Origin of the sequence: Amorphus sp. 3PC139-8 (assembly GCF_040750475.1) — a bacterium.
In the GTDB taxonomy this organism is placed as follows: domain Bacteria; phylum Pseudomonadota; class Alphaproteobacteria; order Rhizobiales; family Amorphaceae; genus Amorphus.
The window spans coordinates 52,245-68,704 of the sequence record NZ_JABJVY010000029.1 but is presented as its reverse complement, the minus strand read 5'-3'; the positions used below and the strand labels follow the sequence as shown (position 1 = coordinate 68,704).

General features: G+C 65.4%; 14 protein-coding genes. 2 read left to right on the top strand and 12 right to left on the bottom strand.

Annotated features, from left to right (window positions below; translation table 11 throughout):
- Positions 1-144: 144 nt before the first annotated feature.
- Positions 145-765, bottom strand: coding sequence for a 2,3-bisphosphoglycerate-dependent phosphoglycerate mutase (locus HNS03_RS21680; RefSeq protein ID WP_367198143.1), 621 nt, complete (start codon positions 763-765; stop codon positions 145-147).
- Positions 766-813: 48 nt separating this feature from the next.
- On the opposite strand from HNS03_RS21680, the gene HNS03_RS21675 reads away from it, so the two are divergent.
- Positions 814-1,206, top strand: a complete 393-nt coding sequence (locus HNS03_RS21675; RefSeq protein WP_367198142.1) for a hypothetical protein — start codon at positions 814-816, stop codon at positions 1,204-1,206.
- On the opposite strand, the gene dapB is transcribed toward HNS03_RS21675, so the two are convergent.
- The 3 genes from dapB to mutS form a co-directional block, all read right to left on the bottom strand.
- On the bottom strand, positions 1,170-1,982 hold the full coding sequence (gene dapB / locus HNS03_RS21670; protein ID WP_367198141.1) for a 4-hydroxy-tetrahydrodipicolinate reductase: 813 nt from the start codon (positions 1,980-1,982) through the stop codon (positions 1,170-1,172). The two genes, HNS03_RS21675 and dapB, sit on opposite strands and share 37 nt — an antisense overlap.
- 117 nt (positions 1,983-2,099) lie before the next feature.
- Positions 2,100-2,411: a DUF1330 domain-containing protein gene (locus tag HNS03_RS21665; RefSeq protein WP_367198140.1), complete on the bottom strand. Its 312-nt coding sequence runs from the start codon at positions 2,409-2,411 to the stop codon at positions 2,100-2,102.
- Positions 2,411-5,125, bottom strand: coding sequence for a DNA mismatch repair protein MutS (gene mutS / locus HNS03_RS21660; protein WP_367198147.1), 2,715 nt, complete (start codon positions 5,123-5,125; stop codon positions 2,411-2,413). Before mutS ends, HNS03_RS21665 begins: the two co-directional genes overlap by 1 nt.
- Before the next feature lie 236 nt (positions 5,126-5,361).
- Between mutS and HNS03_RS21655 the strand changes: the two genes are divergently transcribed.
- On the top strand, positions 5,362-7,638 hold the full coding sequence (locus HNS03_RS21655) for an NADP-dependent malic enzyme (RefSeq protein ID WP_367198139.1): 2,277 nt from the start codon (positions 5,362-5,364) through the stop codon (positions 7,636-7,638).
- A gap of 69 nt (positions 7,639-7,707) precedes the next feature.
- Here the strand turns inward: HNS03_RS21655 and trmB are convergent, their stop codons facing one another.
- The 8 genes from trmB to miaB all read right to left on the bottom strand — a co-directional run bounded on the left by trmB (position 7,708) and on the right by miaB (position 16,350).
- Positions 7,708-8,463, bottom strand: a complete 756-nt coding sequence (trmB, locus tag HNS03_RS21650; protein ID WP_367198138.1) for a tRNA (guanosine(46)-N7)-methyltransferase TrmB — start codon at positions 8,461-8,463, stop codon at positions 7,708-7,710.
- The gene (gene metK / locus HNS03_RS21645; protein ID WP_367198137.1) at positions 8,438-9,610 is read right to left on the bottom strand and encodes a methionine adenosyltransferase; all 1,173 of its coding nucleotides are present in this window, start codon (positions 9,608-9,610) and stop codon (positions 8,438-8,440) included. The genes trmB and metK overlap by 26 nt, the downstream gene beginning before the upstream one ends.
- Before the next feature lie 274 nt (positions 9,611-9,884).
- Entirely contained in the window at positions 9,885-10,301 is a 417-nt protein-coding gene (locus HNS03_RS21640) for a helix-turn-helix domain-containing protein (RefSeq protein ID WP_367198136.1), read from the bottom strand.
- A gap of 182 nt (positions 10,302-10,483) precedes the next feature.
- Positions 10,484-12,094, bottom strand: coding sequence for an apolipoprotein N-acyltransferase (gene lnt / locus HNS03_RS21635; protein WP_367198135.1), 1,611 nt, complete (start codon positions 12,092-12,094; stop codon positions 10,484-10,486).
- Entirely contained in the window at positions 12,091-13,158 is a 1,068-nt protein-coding gene (locus HNS03_RS21630) for a hemolysin family protein (protein WP_367198134.1), read from the bottom strand. The genes lnt and HNS03_RS21630 overlap by 4 nt, the downstream gene beginning before the upstream one ends.
- 191 nt (positions 13,159-13,349) lie before the next feature.
- Positions 13,350-13,865: an rRNA maturation RNase YbeY gene (gene ybeY, locus HNS03_RS21625; protein ID WP_367198133.1), complete on the bottom strand. Its 516-nt coding sequence runs from the start codon at positions 13,863-13,865 to the stop codon at positions 13,350-13,352.
- Complete coding sequence (locus HNS03_RS21620) at positions 13,862-14,959, bottom strand: PhoH family protein (protein WP_367198132.1); 1,098 nt, start codon at positions 14,957-14,959, stop codon at positions 13,862-13,864. Before HNS03_RS21620 ends, ybeY begins: the two co-directional genes overlap by 4 nt.
- Positions 14,956-16,350 (bottom strand): tRNA (N6-isopentenyl adenosine(37)-C2)-methylthiotransferase MiaB, encoded by a 1,395-nt coding sequence (gene miaB, locus HNS03_RS21615; RefSeq protein ID WP_367198131.1) that lies wholly within the window; start codon positions 16,348-16,350, stop codon positions 14,956-14,958. Before miaB ends, HNS03_RS21620 begins: the two co-directional genes overlap by 4 nt.
- Positions 16,351-16,460 lie beyond the last annotated feature (110 nt).

The following is a 16,460-nucleotide window of genomic DNA, read 5'->3' as shown; positions in this document are numbered from 1 at the left end:
CATCATCCGCGACGCCGAGACGGCCTGCGCACCGACCACATAGCAGACACGGTTGCTCATTCCCGCGAAAGCGGGAATGAGCGGCGATTGGAAAAAGTAGGAGAAAACCGACTACCGCCCTTCTCGCCCGGAATCCGACAGATCTTAGACCGCCGTGTCCTGCTTCTGTGCGACCGTACCGTCTTCGTTCAGCCGGTAGATGATCGGCACGCCGGTGGCGAGTTCGCGCTTGACGATCTCCTCGCCCGAAAGCCCTTCGATCTCCATGATGAGGGCGCGCAGCGAGTTACCATGGGCGGCGACCAGCACACGCTCGCCGGCCAGCACGCGCGGTTTGATCTCCGCTTCGTAGTAAGGCAGCACCCGAGCCGCAGTGTCCTTCAGGCTCTCGCCGCCGGGAGGCGCTACGTCGAACGAACGACGCCAAATGTGCACCTGCTCCTCGCCAAAGCGCGCGCGCGCGTCATCCTTGTTGAGGCCGGTCAGATCGCCATAGTCGCGCTCGTTGAGCGCCTGATCCTTGATGGTCGGCAGATCGGCCTGGCCAAGCTCGTCCAGGATGATGGTGAGCGTGTCCTGCGCCCGCTTCAGATCGGAGGTGTAGGCAACATCGAAGCTCAGCCCATCCGCCTTCAGGATCTCGCCGGCCTTCTTGGCCTCCGCCTCGCCCTTTTCGGTGAGCCCCACGTCATGCCAGCCGGTGAAGAGATTCTTCAGGTTCCACTCGCTCTGGCCGTGGCGAACGAGGACAAGAAGGCGATCCATAGTCTGCTCCTGAGATTGACGATTGGGGCCGAAAGTCGGGATCGGAAAATGTCCGACGTCCGCTCACCTATTCTAACGGTTTGTTTTCTCGCAATTTCGAACGGAAAACCGGTTCCCACTTTTCCTGGCTTTGGTTTCTTCCGCGCAAAGCCGGACGGAAAACCGGTTCCCACTTTTCCTGGCTTTGGTTTCTTCCGCGCAAAGCCGGACGGAAAACCGGTTCCCACTTTTCCTGGCTTTGGTTTCTTCCGCGCAAAGCCGGACGGAAAACCGGTTCCCACTTTTCCTGGCTTTGGTTTCTTCCGCGCAAAGCCGGACGGAAAACCGGTTCCCACTTTTCCTGGCTTTGGTTTCTTCCGCGCAAAGCCGGACGGAAAACCGGTTCCCACTTTTCCTGGCTTTGCTCAGTCATTGAGACCCAACACGTCCGCCATGGAATAGAGACCCGGCTCGCGCCCGTGTGCCCACAGGGCGGCATGGACGGCGCCGCGCGCGAAGATCGAGCGGTCTTCGGCTACGTGGCCGAGCACCACGCGCTCGCCCTCGCCGGCAAAGATCACCTCGTGCTCGCCGACAACCGTACCGCCGCGCAGGGTGGCGAACCCGATCGCCCCGTCCGGTCGCGCACCGGTGTGGCCCTCGCGGGCATAGACGGCGTGGTCGGCAAGATCCACTTCTCGGCCCTTCGCCGCCGCTTCGCCCAGAAGCAGCGCGGTGCCCGACGGCGCATCGATCTTGCGCCGATGGTGCATCTCCAGGATCTCGATATCGAAAGCCGGCCCGAGCGCGCGGGCGGCCTTTTCCACCAGCCCGGCGACGAGATTGACGCCCAGGCTCATATTGCCGGACTTCACCACCGGGATGGTCTTAGCGGCCTCCGCGATCTGCTCGTCGCCGGAGGCATTCAGACCGGTGGTGCCGATCACGTGGACGATGCCAGCTTTCGCCGCCATCTCAGAAAAAGCGATCGTTGCGCCCGGAATGGTGAAATCGATGACACCGTCGGCGGCGGCAAATGCGGCCTCCGGAGCGTCGGTGACGGCCACTCCGAGGGGGGCCAGACCGGCAAGCGCACCGGCATCCTCGCCGATCTCCGGCGCACCCGGCCGCTCCAATGCGCCAGCAACCACCGCACCCGGCGTTTCGATGATAGCGCGGATGAGCACGCGGCCCATCCGGCCGGCGGCGCCGACGACGACGAGACGCATGGTATCCATCGCTTCCTCACTCGGTGTTTCGAACCGGCATCAAAGATTTGCCGATACAATTGGTTCGCCGCGTTCTATCGCACCGCCGCCGGTTGGGGCAACGTGGATCGCTTATCCCGACAGTCGTTATGCCTCACCGGGCTGCGGCCCGTCATAGCCTTCGATCACGACCAGATCGGTGTCGCCGGCGTCGAGACGAAGCGACCGGGCGTGCTGATATTGCGGCGAATGCCAGCAATCGAGCGCAGCCTGATAGGACGGAAACTCGATCACCACATTGCGCTCGCGCGCCGTCCCTTCCGGCACGTCGAACGACCCGCCGCGGACCAGAAAGCGACCGCCATAGGCGGAAAACGCCTCGGCGTTCGCCTCCACATAGCGCTTGTAGGCCTCCGTGTCGGTGACCGTGACACGGCCGATCCAATAGCCTTTGGGCATCACTGGCCCTCCCCTTTGGCACCGGCAACCGCCTTCAGCCGGTAAAGCGCTTCCAGTGCCTCGCGCGGGCTCATGTCGTCGGGATGGATTTCGGCGAGAGTGTCGCGCACAGGATCATGAGCCGGCTTAGCTTCGACGGTCCGAAGCGAGGCGGAAAACAGCGGCAGGTCGTCGACGAGCTCGCTGCGCTCGGATTTCCGGTCACTCGCCTCCAGCTGGTCGAGCACATCGCGCGCCCGCGCCACCACCGCTTTCGGCAGGCCGGCGAGCTTGGCGACCTGGATGCCGTAGGAGCGATCAGCCGCGCCGGACACCACCTCGTGCAGGAACACCACGTCGCCCTTCCATTCCTTCACCCGCATGGTGACGTTGGCGCAGCGCGCCAGACGGTCGGCAAGTGCCGTCAGTTCGTGATAGTGGGTCGCAAACAGCGCGCGCGAGCGGTTCACCTCGTGCAGGTGCTCGATCGCCGCCCAGGCGATGGATAGCCCGTCATAGGTCGCCGTGCCGCGCCCGATCTCGTCCAGGATGACGAGAGAACGAGGGCCGGCCTGGTTCAGGATCGCTGCGGTTTCCACCATCTCCACCATGAAGGTGGAGCGGCCACGGGCAAGATCGTCGGCGGCCCCCACCCGGCTGAACAGCCGGTCGACCACACCGATCTCCGCCTTTTCCGCCGGCACGAACGAGCCGGCCTGGGCCAGGATCGCGATCAGCGCGTTCTGCCGCAGGAATGTCGATTTACCGCCCATGTTCGGCCCGGTGACGAGCACGATCCGGCCGGCGTCGCCACCCCCGTCCGGAGAGAGATCGCAGTCGTTCGCCACGAACGGATCGGCGGCGGCCGCCGCCAGCGCCTGCTCCACCACGGGGTGTCGACCGCCCACGATCTCAAAGCGCAGCGAGCGATCGACATGCGGACGCAAATAGCGCTGATCGGCTGCGAGTTCTGCGAGGGCCGCCGCCACATCCAAGCGAGCGAGCCCCTGGGCGGCCTTTTTGATCGTCTCCTGGCCGCCGACGGCATCATCCCTTAGCCGGCGAAAAATCTCCGTTTCGATGGCGAGCGCCCTGTCCGCCGCGCTGGCGATCTTGGCTTCCAGCTCGGCGAGCTCGATGGTGGTGAAGCGCATCGCACCCGCCATGGTCTGGCGGTGGCGGAACTTGGAGGTACCGATCTGAACCTCCGCCATGAGTTTTTCGGCGTGAAGCGCAGTCACTTCCACGAACCAGCCGAGCACGGCATTGTGTTTGATCTTGAGCGACTTGATGCCGGTTTCCTCGGCGTAGCTCGCCTGCAGCGAGGCGATCACGCGCCGGCTCTCGTCGCGCAACGTCCGCGCTTCGTCGAGATCCGGGGCAACGCCCTTCTTCACGAACCCGCCATCGCGGCCGGTGACGGGAAGTTCGTCTTCCAGCATGGTTTCCAGATCGCCGAGCAGCGCGTCGGGTATGCCCTTCAGCACCTCCTGGATCGAGGTCAGTTCGGCCGGCAACGGAACCTCCTCGCGGCCAAGGCGGTCTGCCACGAGACGCGCAGTCGCAAGCCCCTCTCGGATCGCTCCCAGATCGCGCGGTCCGCCTCGATCCAACGCCAGACGAGAGAGCGCTCGCGGCATGTCCGGCGCACCGGCGAGCGCACCGCGGATTTCCGCCCGGGCGACATCGTCCTCCACGAAAAAGCCGACGGCATCGAGCCTTTCGGCAATGCGGTCGGGGTCGGTGAGCGGGCTTGCGATTCGCTCCGACAGGAGCCGGCTTCCCGCCCCCGTCACGGTCCGGTCGATCGCGGCGATCAGCGAGCCTTTGCGCTCGCCGGACAGCGTACGCACCAGCTCCAGGTTCGCCCGGGTCGCCGGATCGATCGCCATGGTCGACCCGCCGCCATCGTGCGCCGGCGGATCGAGAGGCGGACGCACGCCGATCTGGGTCTTCTCCACATAGGCAAGGGCGGCCGCAGCGGCGGAGAGCTCCGCGCGGGAGAACGCCCCGAACGCGTCGGTCGAGGCGACCGCGAAATAGCGCGCGATCCGCGTCTCCGCGGTCGCCCCGTCGAACAGCGCCCGCGGGAGCGGCGTCAGGGATGCGTCGACATAGGAGGCGGCAAGCTCGATCTCCGGCTCGTCCATCGCCTGTTCGGCAACCACGATCTCGCGCGGATCGATCCGGGCGATCTCGCCGGCAAGGGAACCACCGACCGTCTCCGCTACCCGGAACGAGCCGGTGGAGATGTCGATCCAGGCGAGCCCATAGGCGGCATCGTCGCCAGCACCTTTCATCCGGGAGACTGCCAGGAGATGGTTCGCCTGACCGGCATCGAGCAACGTCTCCTCAGTCAGCGTGCCCGGCGTGACCAGGCGGATCACGTCTCGCTTCACCACCGACTTGGAGCCGCGCTTCTTGGCTTCGGCCGGATCTTCCGTCTGCTCGCAGACGGCGACGCGATGACCCTGCGCAATCAGCTTCTGAAGATAGTCGTCGGCGGCATGCACCGGCACGCCGCACATCGGGATATCGTCGCCCAGATGCTTGCCGCGCTTGGTGAGCGTGATGCCGAGCGCACGCGAGGCCTCGACCGCATCGTCGAAGAACAGCTCATAGAAGTCGCCCATGCGATAGAACAACAGGCAGTCCGGGTTGGCCGCCTTGATCTCGATATATTGTTCCATCATCGGCGTCGGCTTGCCGCCGCCGGTTGGTGCTTCTGCGTCCATGGCCTCGATCGCGTCCGTTTCGCCAACGGGTTTAGCAAAGTGGCGCGCCGGATTCACCGCCACGCGCATGCTCCTCCAACGCTTTTCACGTTTGCCGGGCCCGACATCGGCAACGCTCTTTGCTTGTGAGCCGGTGGGCGCGGCAGTAAGGTCCCCGCTCGCGCCGGCGCCGGGCCCTCCCGGATCCCCATCGCCGGTATTTTCCGCGCCAGATTTTTTCAAGGAAACGCGATCCGATGACCAGCGACGGCAGCCGAACGCGGCCGGCTTTTACCGACCAGGAAGCGTTGCAGTTCCACCAGCGGGGACGGCCGGGCAAGCTCGAGATCACCCCGACCAAGCCGATGGCAACCCAGCGCGACCTGTCGCTGGCCTATTCGCCGGGCGTCGCCGTCCCGGTGCGGGCGATCGCAGAAAATCCCGACCGCGCCTTCGACTACACCGCGCGCGGCAATCTCGTCGCCGTGATCTCCAACGGCACGGCCATTCTCGGCCTGGGCAATCTCGGCGCGCTGGCTTCCAAGCCGGTGATGGAAGGCAAGTCCGTCCTGTTCAAGCGGTTCGCCGATATCGACGCCATCGACCTGGAGGTCGATACCACCGACGTCGACGCCTTCATCAACTGCGTGCGTTATCTCGGCCCCTCCTTCGGCGGCATCAACCTGGAAGACATCAAGGCGCCCGACTGCTTTCTGATCGAAAGCCAGTTGCGCGAGCTGATGGACATCCCCGTCTTCCATGACGACCAGCACGGCACCGCGATCATCGCAGCCGCCGGATTGATCAACTCCGTCCATCTGACCGGCAAGAACCTCAAAGACCTGAAGATCGTTTGCAACGGCGCCGGTTCGGCGGGCATCGCCTGCATCGAGCTCGTCAAGGCGATGGGCGTGCCCCACACCAACGTCATCCTCTGCGACACCAAAGGCGTGATCTACGAGGGCCGCAGCGAGGGCATGAACCAGTGGAAGTCGGCCCATGCAGTGCCGACCGACGCCCGCACGCTGGCCGACGCCATGGAGGGAGCCGACGTTTTCTTCGGCGTGTCGGTGAAAGGTGCGCTGACGCGGGAGATGGTGCGCTCCATGGCGCCCAACCCGATCATCTTCGCGATGGCCAACCCGGATCCGGAAATCCTGCCGGAGGAAGTGACCGACGTGCGCGAAGACGCCATCATCGCGACCGGCCGCTCCGACTATCCCAACCAGGTCAACAACGTCCTCGGCTTTCCCTACATTTTCCGCGGCGCGCTCGACGTGCGTGCGACCGCCATCAACGAGCCGATGAAGATCGCCGCTGCCGAGGCGCTCGCCAAGCTCGCCCGCGAGGACGTGCCGGACGAGGTTGCCGCCGCATACCAGGGCAACCGGCCCCGCTTCGGCCCGCAATATATCATCCCGGTGCCGTTCGATCCGCGGCTGATCTCCGTGGTGCCGCCGGCCGTTGCCCGCGCGGCGATGGAATCAGGTGTCGCCCGGCATCCGATCGTCGATATGAAGGCCTATGCCGAGGGCCTGTCGGCCCGGCGCGACCCGGTCGCGGGTTCGCTGCAGCGAATCTTTACCAAGGTGCGCCAATCGCCCAAGCGGGTGGTGTTCGCAGAGGGCGAGGAAGAGGCCGTCATTCGGGCTGCCGCGAGCTTCGTCCAGCAGGATCTCGGCACCGCCGTCTTGATCGGCCGCGAGGAGCGGGTCCGCGAGCAGGCGTTCGCCGCCGGCCTCGACATCAAGCCCGGTCTGGAAATCATCAACGCCGCGGTGTCGCGCCGCAACCGCGACTACACCGACTATCTCTACTCCAAGCTGCAGCGCAAAGGCATGCTCTGGCGCGACTGCCAGCGCATGGTGAACCAGGACCGCAACTTCTTCGGTGCCCTGATGGTCGCCCTTGGCGATGCCGATGCCATGGTCACCGGCGTGACCCGGAACTATTCGGTCGCCCTCGACGCGGTGCGCCGGGTGGTCGACCCGAAGCCGGGCCATACCATGATCGGCGTTTCCATGGTGCTCGCTCGCGGTCGCACGGTGCTGGTCGCCGACACGGCCGTCCATGACGACCCGAGCGCCGACGATTTGGCCGATATCGCCGAGGAGGCCGCCCATGTCGCGCGCCGGCTGGGCTACGAACCTCGGGTCGCGCTCCTGACCTATGCGAGCTTCGGCCATCCGCCGGGGGAGCGGGCAAGCCGGGTGCAGGCCGCCGTGCGAATCCTAGATTCCCGCCGGGTCGACTTCGAGTATGACGGCGAAATGGCCGCCGATGTCGCGCTGAACGGCGAAATCATGCGCTCCGCCTATCCGTTCTGCCGGCTGTCCGGTCCGGCGAACGTGCTGGTCATGCCGACTTTCGACGCCGCCTCCATCACCACCAAGACGCTGCAGGAAATGGGCGGCTCGATGGTACTCGGGCCGCTCTTGGTCGGACTCGACAAGCCGGTCCAGATCGTGCCGTTCGGCGCGAAGGACTCCGATATCGTGAACCTGGCGGCCGTGGCCGCCTACGGCATTACCTGAAAGACGGGCTTTCCCGCAGACTGAAGAAGGGGAGCCCGGCGCTCCCCTTCTTTGCGTTCGGTAACCGGATCAGACCCGTTCGAACGTCAGATAGGCCGGCACGCGTCCCGCCTCGATCGCCTTGGCCTCATAGCGGGTACCCGGCCATCCGGGATAAGGCATGCGCCAATCGTCGGCCGTGCGTGCCGTCCAGCGGAACGCCGGATGGGCATGGGCGTGCTGAAGCGTCCATTCGATATAGGAGGGAATGTCGCTCGCGACCCGGAAGAGGCCGCCGGGCACGATCACCCGCGCCAGCCGGTCGAGATTATCCGGCCCAACGAACCGACGCTTCCAATGGCGTTTTTTGGGCCAAGGATCGGGATACAGCAGATCCACCTCGGCGACCGAGTGAGCCGGCAGCCGATCGAGCACCTCCGCCGCGTCGCCGAAATGAAGCCGCACATTGGAAAGCCCGGCCTCGTCGACGGCGGCAAGCGCCTTCGCCATTCCGTTGACGAACGGTTCGCAGCCGATGAAGCCGATCTCGGGATGGGTGCGGGCCTGGTGGACCAGATGCTCGCCGCCGCCGAAGCCGATCTCCACGCGCAAGGCTGCGACCGCGTGGGGAAACAGCCCGGCGGGATCGTCGATACGATCGGCGTTCAGCGGCACGGCAAGGCGCGGAAGCACAGTGTCGAACAACGCCGCGCGGGTCGCCGTTAGCGGGTGCCCCTTGCGACGCCCGAACAGGGTACGCGGTTGACGCTCCGCGGCAGCCCCGCGAAGCGCCGGATCGTCGTCGGTCGTGGGCTCGCGGTCAGCGGACCGCGTCGCGCAGGGCATGGACGAGATCGATATTCTCCCAGGAAAAGCCGCCATCCGGCTCCGCCGGACGCCCGAAATGGCCGTATGCGGCGGTGCGGGCATAGATGGGACGGTTCAGCTTCAGGTGTTCGCGGATGCCGCGCGGGGTGAGGTTCATCACCTCGCGGCAGGCGCGCTCGACGGACGCCTCGGAAACCTTGCCGGTGCCGTGCAGATCGACATAGACGGCGAGCGGCTCCGACACGCCGATGGCATAGGCGAGCTGGATGGTGCACCGGTCGGCGAGATCCGCCGCCACCACGTTCTTCGCCAGATATCGCGCAGCGTAAGCCGCCGAACGGTCGACCTTGGTCGGATCCTTGCCGGAAAAGGCGCCGCCGCCATGGGGCGCGGCACCGCCATAGGTGTCCACGATAATCTTGCGCCCGGTCAAACCGCAGTCGCCATCCGGCCCGCCGATCACGAACTTGCCGGTCGGGTTCACGTGCCAGACGGTATCCTCGTTCACCCAGTCATCCGGCAGCGCGGCCATGATGTAGGGCTCCACGATGCGGCGCACTTCGGAGGAAGAGAGCGCGGGATCGGTATGCTGGGTGGACAGCACCACCTGGGTGCACCGCACCGGCTTGCCCTGCTCGTAGAGGATGGTGACCTGGCTCTTGGCGTCCGGGCCGAGCGCCGGCTCGCGGCCCGATTTGCGCGCATCGGCCAGCAGCTTAAGGATCTTGTGAGAATAGAAGATCGGCGCCGGCATCAGCTCCGGCGTCTCCCGGCAGGCATAGCCGAACATGATGCCCTGGTCGCCGGCGCCTTCGTCCTTGTTGCCGGCGGAATCGACGCCTTGGGCAATGTCGGCCGACTGGGCGTGCAAGTGCACGTCGATATCGGCGGTCCGCCAATGGAAGCCGTCCTGCTCGTAGCCGATGTCGCGGATCGCCAGCCGGGCCAGATGCGCAATGTAGTCGTGCGTGATCGTTTCCGGACCGCGGGTTTCGCCGGCGATCACGACGCGGTTGGTCGTGGCCAGGGTCTCGCAGGCGACGCGCGCCTCCGGCATTTCGGTGAGGAACGCATCGACGACGGTATCGGAAATGCGGTCGCAGACCTTGTCCGGATGGCCTTCGGAGACGGATTCACTTGTAAAGAGATAGGTTTCGTGCGGCACGACCTGATCCTCAAATGGCGCCGGACCCGTTCCGGCGTACAAAGGCCGCTCCGCTTTTCACTAAAAAGCAGGCCGGCACTAACTCATTATTTTGACGCGTTTCCGGACGGCGAACCGGCACCCGCTTTTCCGCGTGAGGCGGGACCGACACGGTGACAGACGCAGGCATACCGCAACGCGCGGGCGGCGGCGGTTTTTTGCAAGCTTCCCTGGGTCGGTCAAGCCGAATTTCACCCGCATTATGGGAAACTGCCCATAAGTCGGAATCAGCACACTATTTGTCGCGATCGGCTTCCTGGGCGGCGATCGCTTCAACAAGGTCGATCACGCGGCGGCGGACCGAGGGGGCGGAAATGCGCACGAAGGCGCGGGTCAGCGCCAGACCTTCCCCCGAGGTCAGAAAATCGGTGACATAGGAGGCCGACGGCGCCTCCGCGAACCCTTCGGCCGGCGTCTCGCTGGGCGCATCCTCGAAGAAATAAGCCACCGGAACCTGCAGCACGCGGGCGATCTGCTGCAACCGGCTGGCGCCGATCCGGTTCGAACCCTTTTCGTATTTCTGCACTTGTTGGAACGTAACGCCGAGCTGTTCGCCGAGCCGTTCCTGGCTCATGGAGAGCATCATCCGGCGCATCCGCACGCGCGAACCCACGTGGATATCGACCGGGTTCGGCGCCTTCTTCACGGCCATGGCGGATCGATCCTGCTCTAGACCACGGCGATTTCGGGCAGAATCGACCCGAGATCAGAAACCATGATCGTTTTTGATGCGTTTGAGCGGGATGCGGATGGAAAAGCCGGAGCCCACTCTTCCTCATCCCGTGCTCGGGCCTCTCGGAGAGGAGGGATAATGTCCGCGTGCGCCCTGCCGCGTCAATCTCGCTTACGTCGACCCCGGTCGCTAAATGCCAGAAACAGCGCCGCAATCGCCAAAGTTGCGAAGAAAGGGATGTCTCCGAAACGCGCATAGACAGGCGGCGCGATCGTCGCGGGCAAGGCCGCGTCGATCACCCCCGTCTCGCCAAGGGCGAGCCGATCCACGATCCGGCCATAAGGATCGACGACCACGGAAATGCCCGTGTTGGCCGCGCGCACCAGCGGCAGCCCCTCCTCCACCGTCCGCACCTGTGCCTGGCGCAGATGCTGGTAGGGACCGGGCGTGTTGCCGAACCAGGCATCGTTGGTCAGGTTCAAAAGCCAGCCCGGACGGGCATCCAACTCAACTATGTTGCCGGGAAAGATCACCTCGTAGCAGATCAAGGCGGAAAAGGCCGGCAGGCGATCGAGCTTGATCGGCGCCACCGAATTGCCAGCGGAGAAGCCGCCTGGAAGCTGGGTCAACTGCGTTAGGCCCATCGCTTCCAGCGCATCCTGGAACGGCAGATATTCCCCGAACGGCACCAGGTGCACTTTGTCGTAGACGAGCCGAAGCGCGCCGGCGGGGTCGATCTCGAAGATGCTGTTGAAAAAATCGGCGTCCGACGAACCCGGCGCCGCCCGCTGATAGCGTACCGCGCCTGTGAAGAGCCGTCCTTCTGGCGGAAGCAGGTCGGCAATGGCGTCGACGGCGGCCGGTGCGTCGGTCAGGAAGAAGGGAATCGCCGATTCCGGCCAGATCGTAACCAATCCGTCCGGCAACGGTCTGCCGTTCGCAGGCGGCGTGCGCGACAATGAAAGATAGCGATCGAAAACCTGGTCGCGGAAATCCGGGTTCCATTTCTGCGCCTGGTCGATCGACGGCTGGACGATGCGCAGCGCAACCGGCGGCTCTGCTACGCGGCTTTCGTTTTGAAGCCGTTCGAGCCCGAAGGCGGTAAGCCCGACAAGCAACGCAACGGCAACGAGCGCATAGGCGACACCCCCTCTCCCGGCAAAACCGCCGTTGCGGATCAAGGCGGCCGGCGCCGCGAAAATAGCCACCGCAAGCAATGTCAGCCCATAGACGCCAACGAGCGCAGCCGTCTGCATCGTCGCCGGATTTGCGGTCAGCGCGTAGCCCAGCGCGTTCCAGGGAAAGCCGGTCAGCACATGACCCCGCAGCCATTCCGCCGCGCCGAAGCCGACGGCGAGCGCCACGATCCGGGCCGGGCCGGCCCTCCAAAACAGCGCAGCGAGCGCCGTGGCCCCGGCGTAGAAGAGGGCAAGCCCCGCCGGCAAACCCGCCACGGCGAACGGCAACATCCAGCCGAAAACATCGGCTTCCACCAGAAAGGCGGATCCAATCCACCACAGCCCGGCGAGGAAGTATCCAAAACCGAACCACCACCCGACCGCGGCTGCTGCGCGCACGCGTCGCCGCAGGGCCGGGCGGTCGTCTCGATCGTTCGCCCCATCAAGCAGCAGAACCAACGCCGGCAAGGTGACGACCAGGACCAGCGGCATGTCGAACGGCGGCATCGCCACTGCCGACACCGCACCCGCGACGAAAGCAGCCCCCCAACGCCGCCACCCCTGACACCGCGTCAGCCGGCGGACGGCGCTCACGTGTCGGCCGATTCAGGCACCCGCGTTGCGGCGTCCACCCGCTTGCGAGCGGGACGGGCGTTCGCCCGGCGACGATAGAGCCTCAACCGCCGAATGCGCCGTGGATCGGCGTCCAGAACCTCGAACTCGAAGTCCGGGAGGTCGGGCGACGATATCAACTCGCCGCGCACGGGAATACGGCCGACCAGCGCGAACACCAGCCCGCCGAGCGTATCCACGTCTTCCCCGTGTTCGCCGACCGCGAAGTCCTCCCCGATGGTCTCCTGCGCATCGTCGAGGGCGACGCGGGCATCCGCCACCCACACGTCCTCTCCCACGCGCACGATCATCGGCTCTTCCGATTCGTCATGCTCGTCTTCGATGTCGCCGACCACGGTCTCCACCAGATCTTCCAGCGAGGCCAAGCCGTCGGTTCCGCCATATTCGTCGATGACGAGCGCCATCTGGATGCGGGTCGCCTGCATCTTGGCCATCAGGTCGGCCGCCGGCATCGACGGTGGCACGAACAGAACCGGCCTCACGATGCGCATTTCCGCCAATGGAATGTCGAGATCGACCTGACGCAGATCCAAGGCCGGGCCGTCGGCGGAGATCGTAATGGCATGCTCGGCGATGAAGGCCATCACGTCCTTGATGTGCACGATGCCGATCGGATCGTCGAGGGTCTCGCGATAGACCGGCATGCGGGAATGGCCGGATTCGCGGAAACTCTTCAAAAGCTCGCCAAGCCCGACATGCTCCTCCACGGCGTCAATATCCGCGCGCGGAACCATCACATCGTCGACGCGCACCTCGCGCAGATGGAGGATGTTGTGAAGCAGCCGACGCTCTTCGGGACTGAAGGCGGTCGGATCATCAGTCTCCTCGGCAAGCGCCGACGCGAGATTTTCCCGCAGGGAGCCATTCGTTTTCAGGCCGACCGCCGAGCGCAACCGCTCGAACCAGCCGTCCTGCGACCGTTCCTGCCCCGATCCGGTGTCCTCGCTTTCTTGCTGAAGCGGTTCCGGTTCCTGGTCATCGAGGCGCGGCGCGGTCGCGCCGGTACTCTGAGGCTCGTCGTTCATTCCCGTGTCGCCCGTCACTCCTCTGCCGGCATCCGCCGGCCACTATCGTCAAGTCATACGTCAATCGGATGGCAGCAGCCGATCATGCCACATGCCCCGACCTCACTCCGCCCCGGGCGGCACCCCGCCGGCGCAGCCGTCAACCTTGACAGGATGCGCGAAGTCCAAGGTTGTATGCAACATGCGCGCCATCACGCCAGCGGAGCATCGCCGTATGGATCGGGGATCTCGAGGCGCGCCAGCGCGGCTCGTTCGCACCCTTCCATCTCCTCGGCCATCACCGCATCCTCGTGATCGTATCCAATGACATGCAGGAAGCCATGGACAACCAGATGGGCAAGATGATGGTCAAACGGCTTGTCCTCGTCCTTTGCCTCCGCAGCGACCGTCTCGTACGCCAGCACGATGTCCCCTAGATGGGTCGCCTCGGGCCCGCCGCCATCCATATCGCCCGGAAAAGACAAAACGTTGGTTGATTTGTCCTTGCCGCGAAAACGTGCATTCAGATCGCGGACATGGGCGTCGTCGGCGAACAGCACAGCAAGATCGCTGGATTGCGGCGCCTCGAACCGGATCACTGCGCAGGCGGCGGCCACCGCTGCTTCGGCAAGCCCGCTCAGATCCGTTTCCGACGCCCAACCTTCCGCGGCACGGACCACCTCCACGGTCAGCCCTTGCGGAAGCGCCGGGCCGGCATCTGCGGTCATTCCTCGCCCGGCTCCGCCTCTTGCGCCGGCTTGGGACGGCGGGCCTGCTGGCGCTCGCTGCGCTCGGCGATCTCGTTCCGGCTGGTCTGGTCGTAGGCGCGGACGATGCGCGCCACCAGCTCGTGACGCACCACGTCGGCATCGGTGAAGCGAACGATGGAGATACCCGGCACGTCGGTCAGCACCGAGACGGCTTCCTTCAGACCCGATACCTGGCCCGGTGGCAGGTCGACCTGGCTCGGATCGCCGGTCACCACCATCTTGGAGTTTTCTCCAAGACGGGTGAGGAACATCTTCATCTGCATGGAGGTGGTATTCTGGGCCTCGTCCAGAATCACCGCAGCGTTGGAGAGCGTACGCCCGCGCATGAAGGCGAGCGGCGCCACTTCGATCATCCCGGACTGCAGGCCCCGTTCCACCTTTTCCGGCGGCATCATCTCGTAGAGCGCGTCATAGAGCGGCCGCAGATAGGGGTCGATCTTCTCGCGCATGTCGCCGGGCAGGAAGCCGAGCCGTTCGCCGGCCTCCACCGCCGGCCGCGAGAGGATCAGCCGGGCCACATCGCCGCGCTCCAGGAGCGTTGCCGCGTAGGCAACCGCCAGAAAGGTCTTGCCGGTACCGGCCGGGCCGAGGCCGAACACCAGATCGACCCGGTCCATTGCGCGAATATAGGCGTCTTGTGCCGGCGAGCGGGCGACCACGGTCCGCTTGCGGGTCGACACCTGGGCAAACGCAAGGCGACCGTCGCGCTCCAGCGTGGGCAAGCTCAATTGACCTTCGGACGCCTCCGCCATGCGCAGCGCCCCTTCCACATCGGCGGGATGAATGTCGTGGCCCTTCTTCAGTCGCTGATAGAGCGCTTCCAGGGCGGTGCGCGCCGTTTCGCAGGCATCATGCGAGCCCTTGATGGTCACCTGATTGCCGCGCGCGACCGCGTCGATCCCGAGCCGCTGCTCGATCAAGGCCAGATGCTGATCGAACTGGCCGAACAGCTCGCCAACGAGACGGTTGTCGTCAAAGGCGAGCACGATGTGCGTCGTGTCGGAGGCCGGCACACTCGGACGGTCGCCCTGGGGGCGCTTGCCCGCCGTCAAGCGACGCCTCCGGCAGCCAGTCGCCGATCAGCCGGTTCCCTTTTCCCGATCGGCTCGGCGAACAGGCTATGGCCTGCCACCTCTGTCACCGCCACCTCGACGAGATCGCCGATGGCACCGGCAGCCGCATCCACATGCACTGGCTGGAGATAGGGCGAACGCCCGGTGAGCTGGCCGGGTTTGCGGCCAGCCCGCTCCAGAAGCACGTCGAAGCGCCGGCCGACCATGGAGCGATTGAAGGCATCCGCCTGGGTGTTCAGGAGCGCCTGCAGCCGCTGCAGCCGCTCGCTCTTGACCGCCTCCGGCACCTGGTCGCCGCGACCGGCCGCCGGCGTTCCCGGACGAGTCGAATATTTGAAGGAGTAGGCCGACGCGTAGCCGACCGTCTCGACGAGCCGCATGGTGTCCTCGAAATCCGCGTCGCTCTCTCCCGGAAAGCCGACGATGAAGTCACCCGAAAGCGCGATATCCGGCCGCGCCGCACGGATCCGCTCGATAAGGCGGACGTAGGCGTCGGCCTCGTGGCGCCGGTTCATGGCGGCGAGAATCCGGTCGGACCCGGCCTGCACCGGCAAATGCAGATAGGGCATCAGCGCATCCAGATCCCGGTGCGCGTCGATCAGACTGTCGGTCATATCGAGCGGATGGCTCGTGGTGTAGCGCAGCCGGGCAAGGCCTTCGATCTCCGCCAAGCGATAGAGCAGCCGGGCCAGATCCCAGGTGCGTCCGTCGGGCCCCTCGCCATGATAGGCGTTCACGTTCTGGCCGAGCAGCGTGACCTCACGCACCCCCGCCGCCGCAAGCTCTCGAGCCTCCCGCACGATCGCCTCCACCGGGCGCGAGACCTCCGCGCCACGGGTGTAGGGGACCACGCAGAAGGCACAGAACTTGTCGCAGCCCTCCTGCACCGTGAGGAACGCCGTCGGGCCGCGCGAAATCACCCCCGGCTTGGTGCGGGAGGGCAGCGCGTCGAACTTGTCCTCGGTCGGGAAATCGATATCGACGGCACCCGGGCGGACCGCGGCACGGCGAACCAGATCCGGCAGCCGGTGATAGGCCTGCGGACCGACCACGAAGTCGACCGTCGGCGCACGCCGCACGATCTCCTCGCCTTCCGCCTGGGCGACACAGCCGGCAACGCCCACGGACAGCGAACTGCCCGCCCCGGCCCGCGCGTCCTTGAGCTGGCGAATCCGGCCAAGTTCCGAATAGACCTTTTCCGCCGCCTTCTCACGGATATGGCAGGTGTTCAGGAGGATGAGATCGGCGTCCTCCATCGTGTCGGTCGCCTGATAGCCTTCCGCCGCCAGCGCCTCACCCATGCGCTCGGCGTCGTAGACGTTCATCTGGCATCCGTAGCTCTTAATGAATACGCGCTTGGACCCGGTCATCGCCACTGCTTCTGTTGCTCCCCTCCGCGTGCCGCAGATCTACCCTGAACGCAAGGGCGAAGCGCGCGGACGGAATGAGGTTCCAGCCTTCTCAGAGCAGCAACGAAATG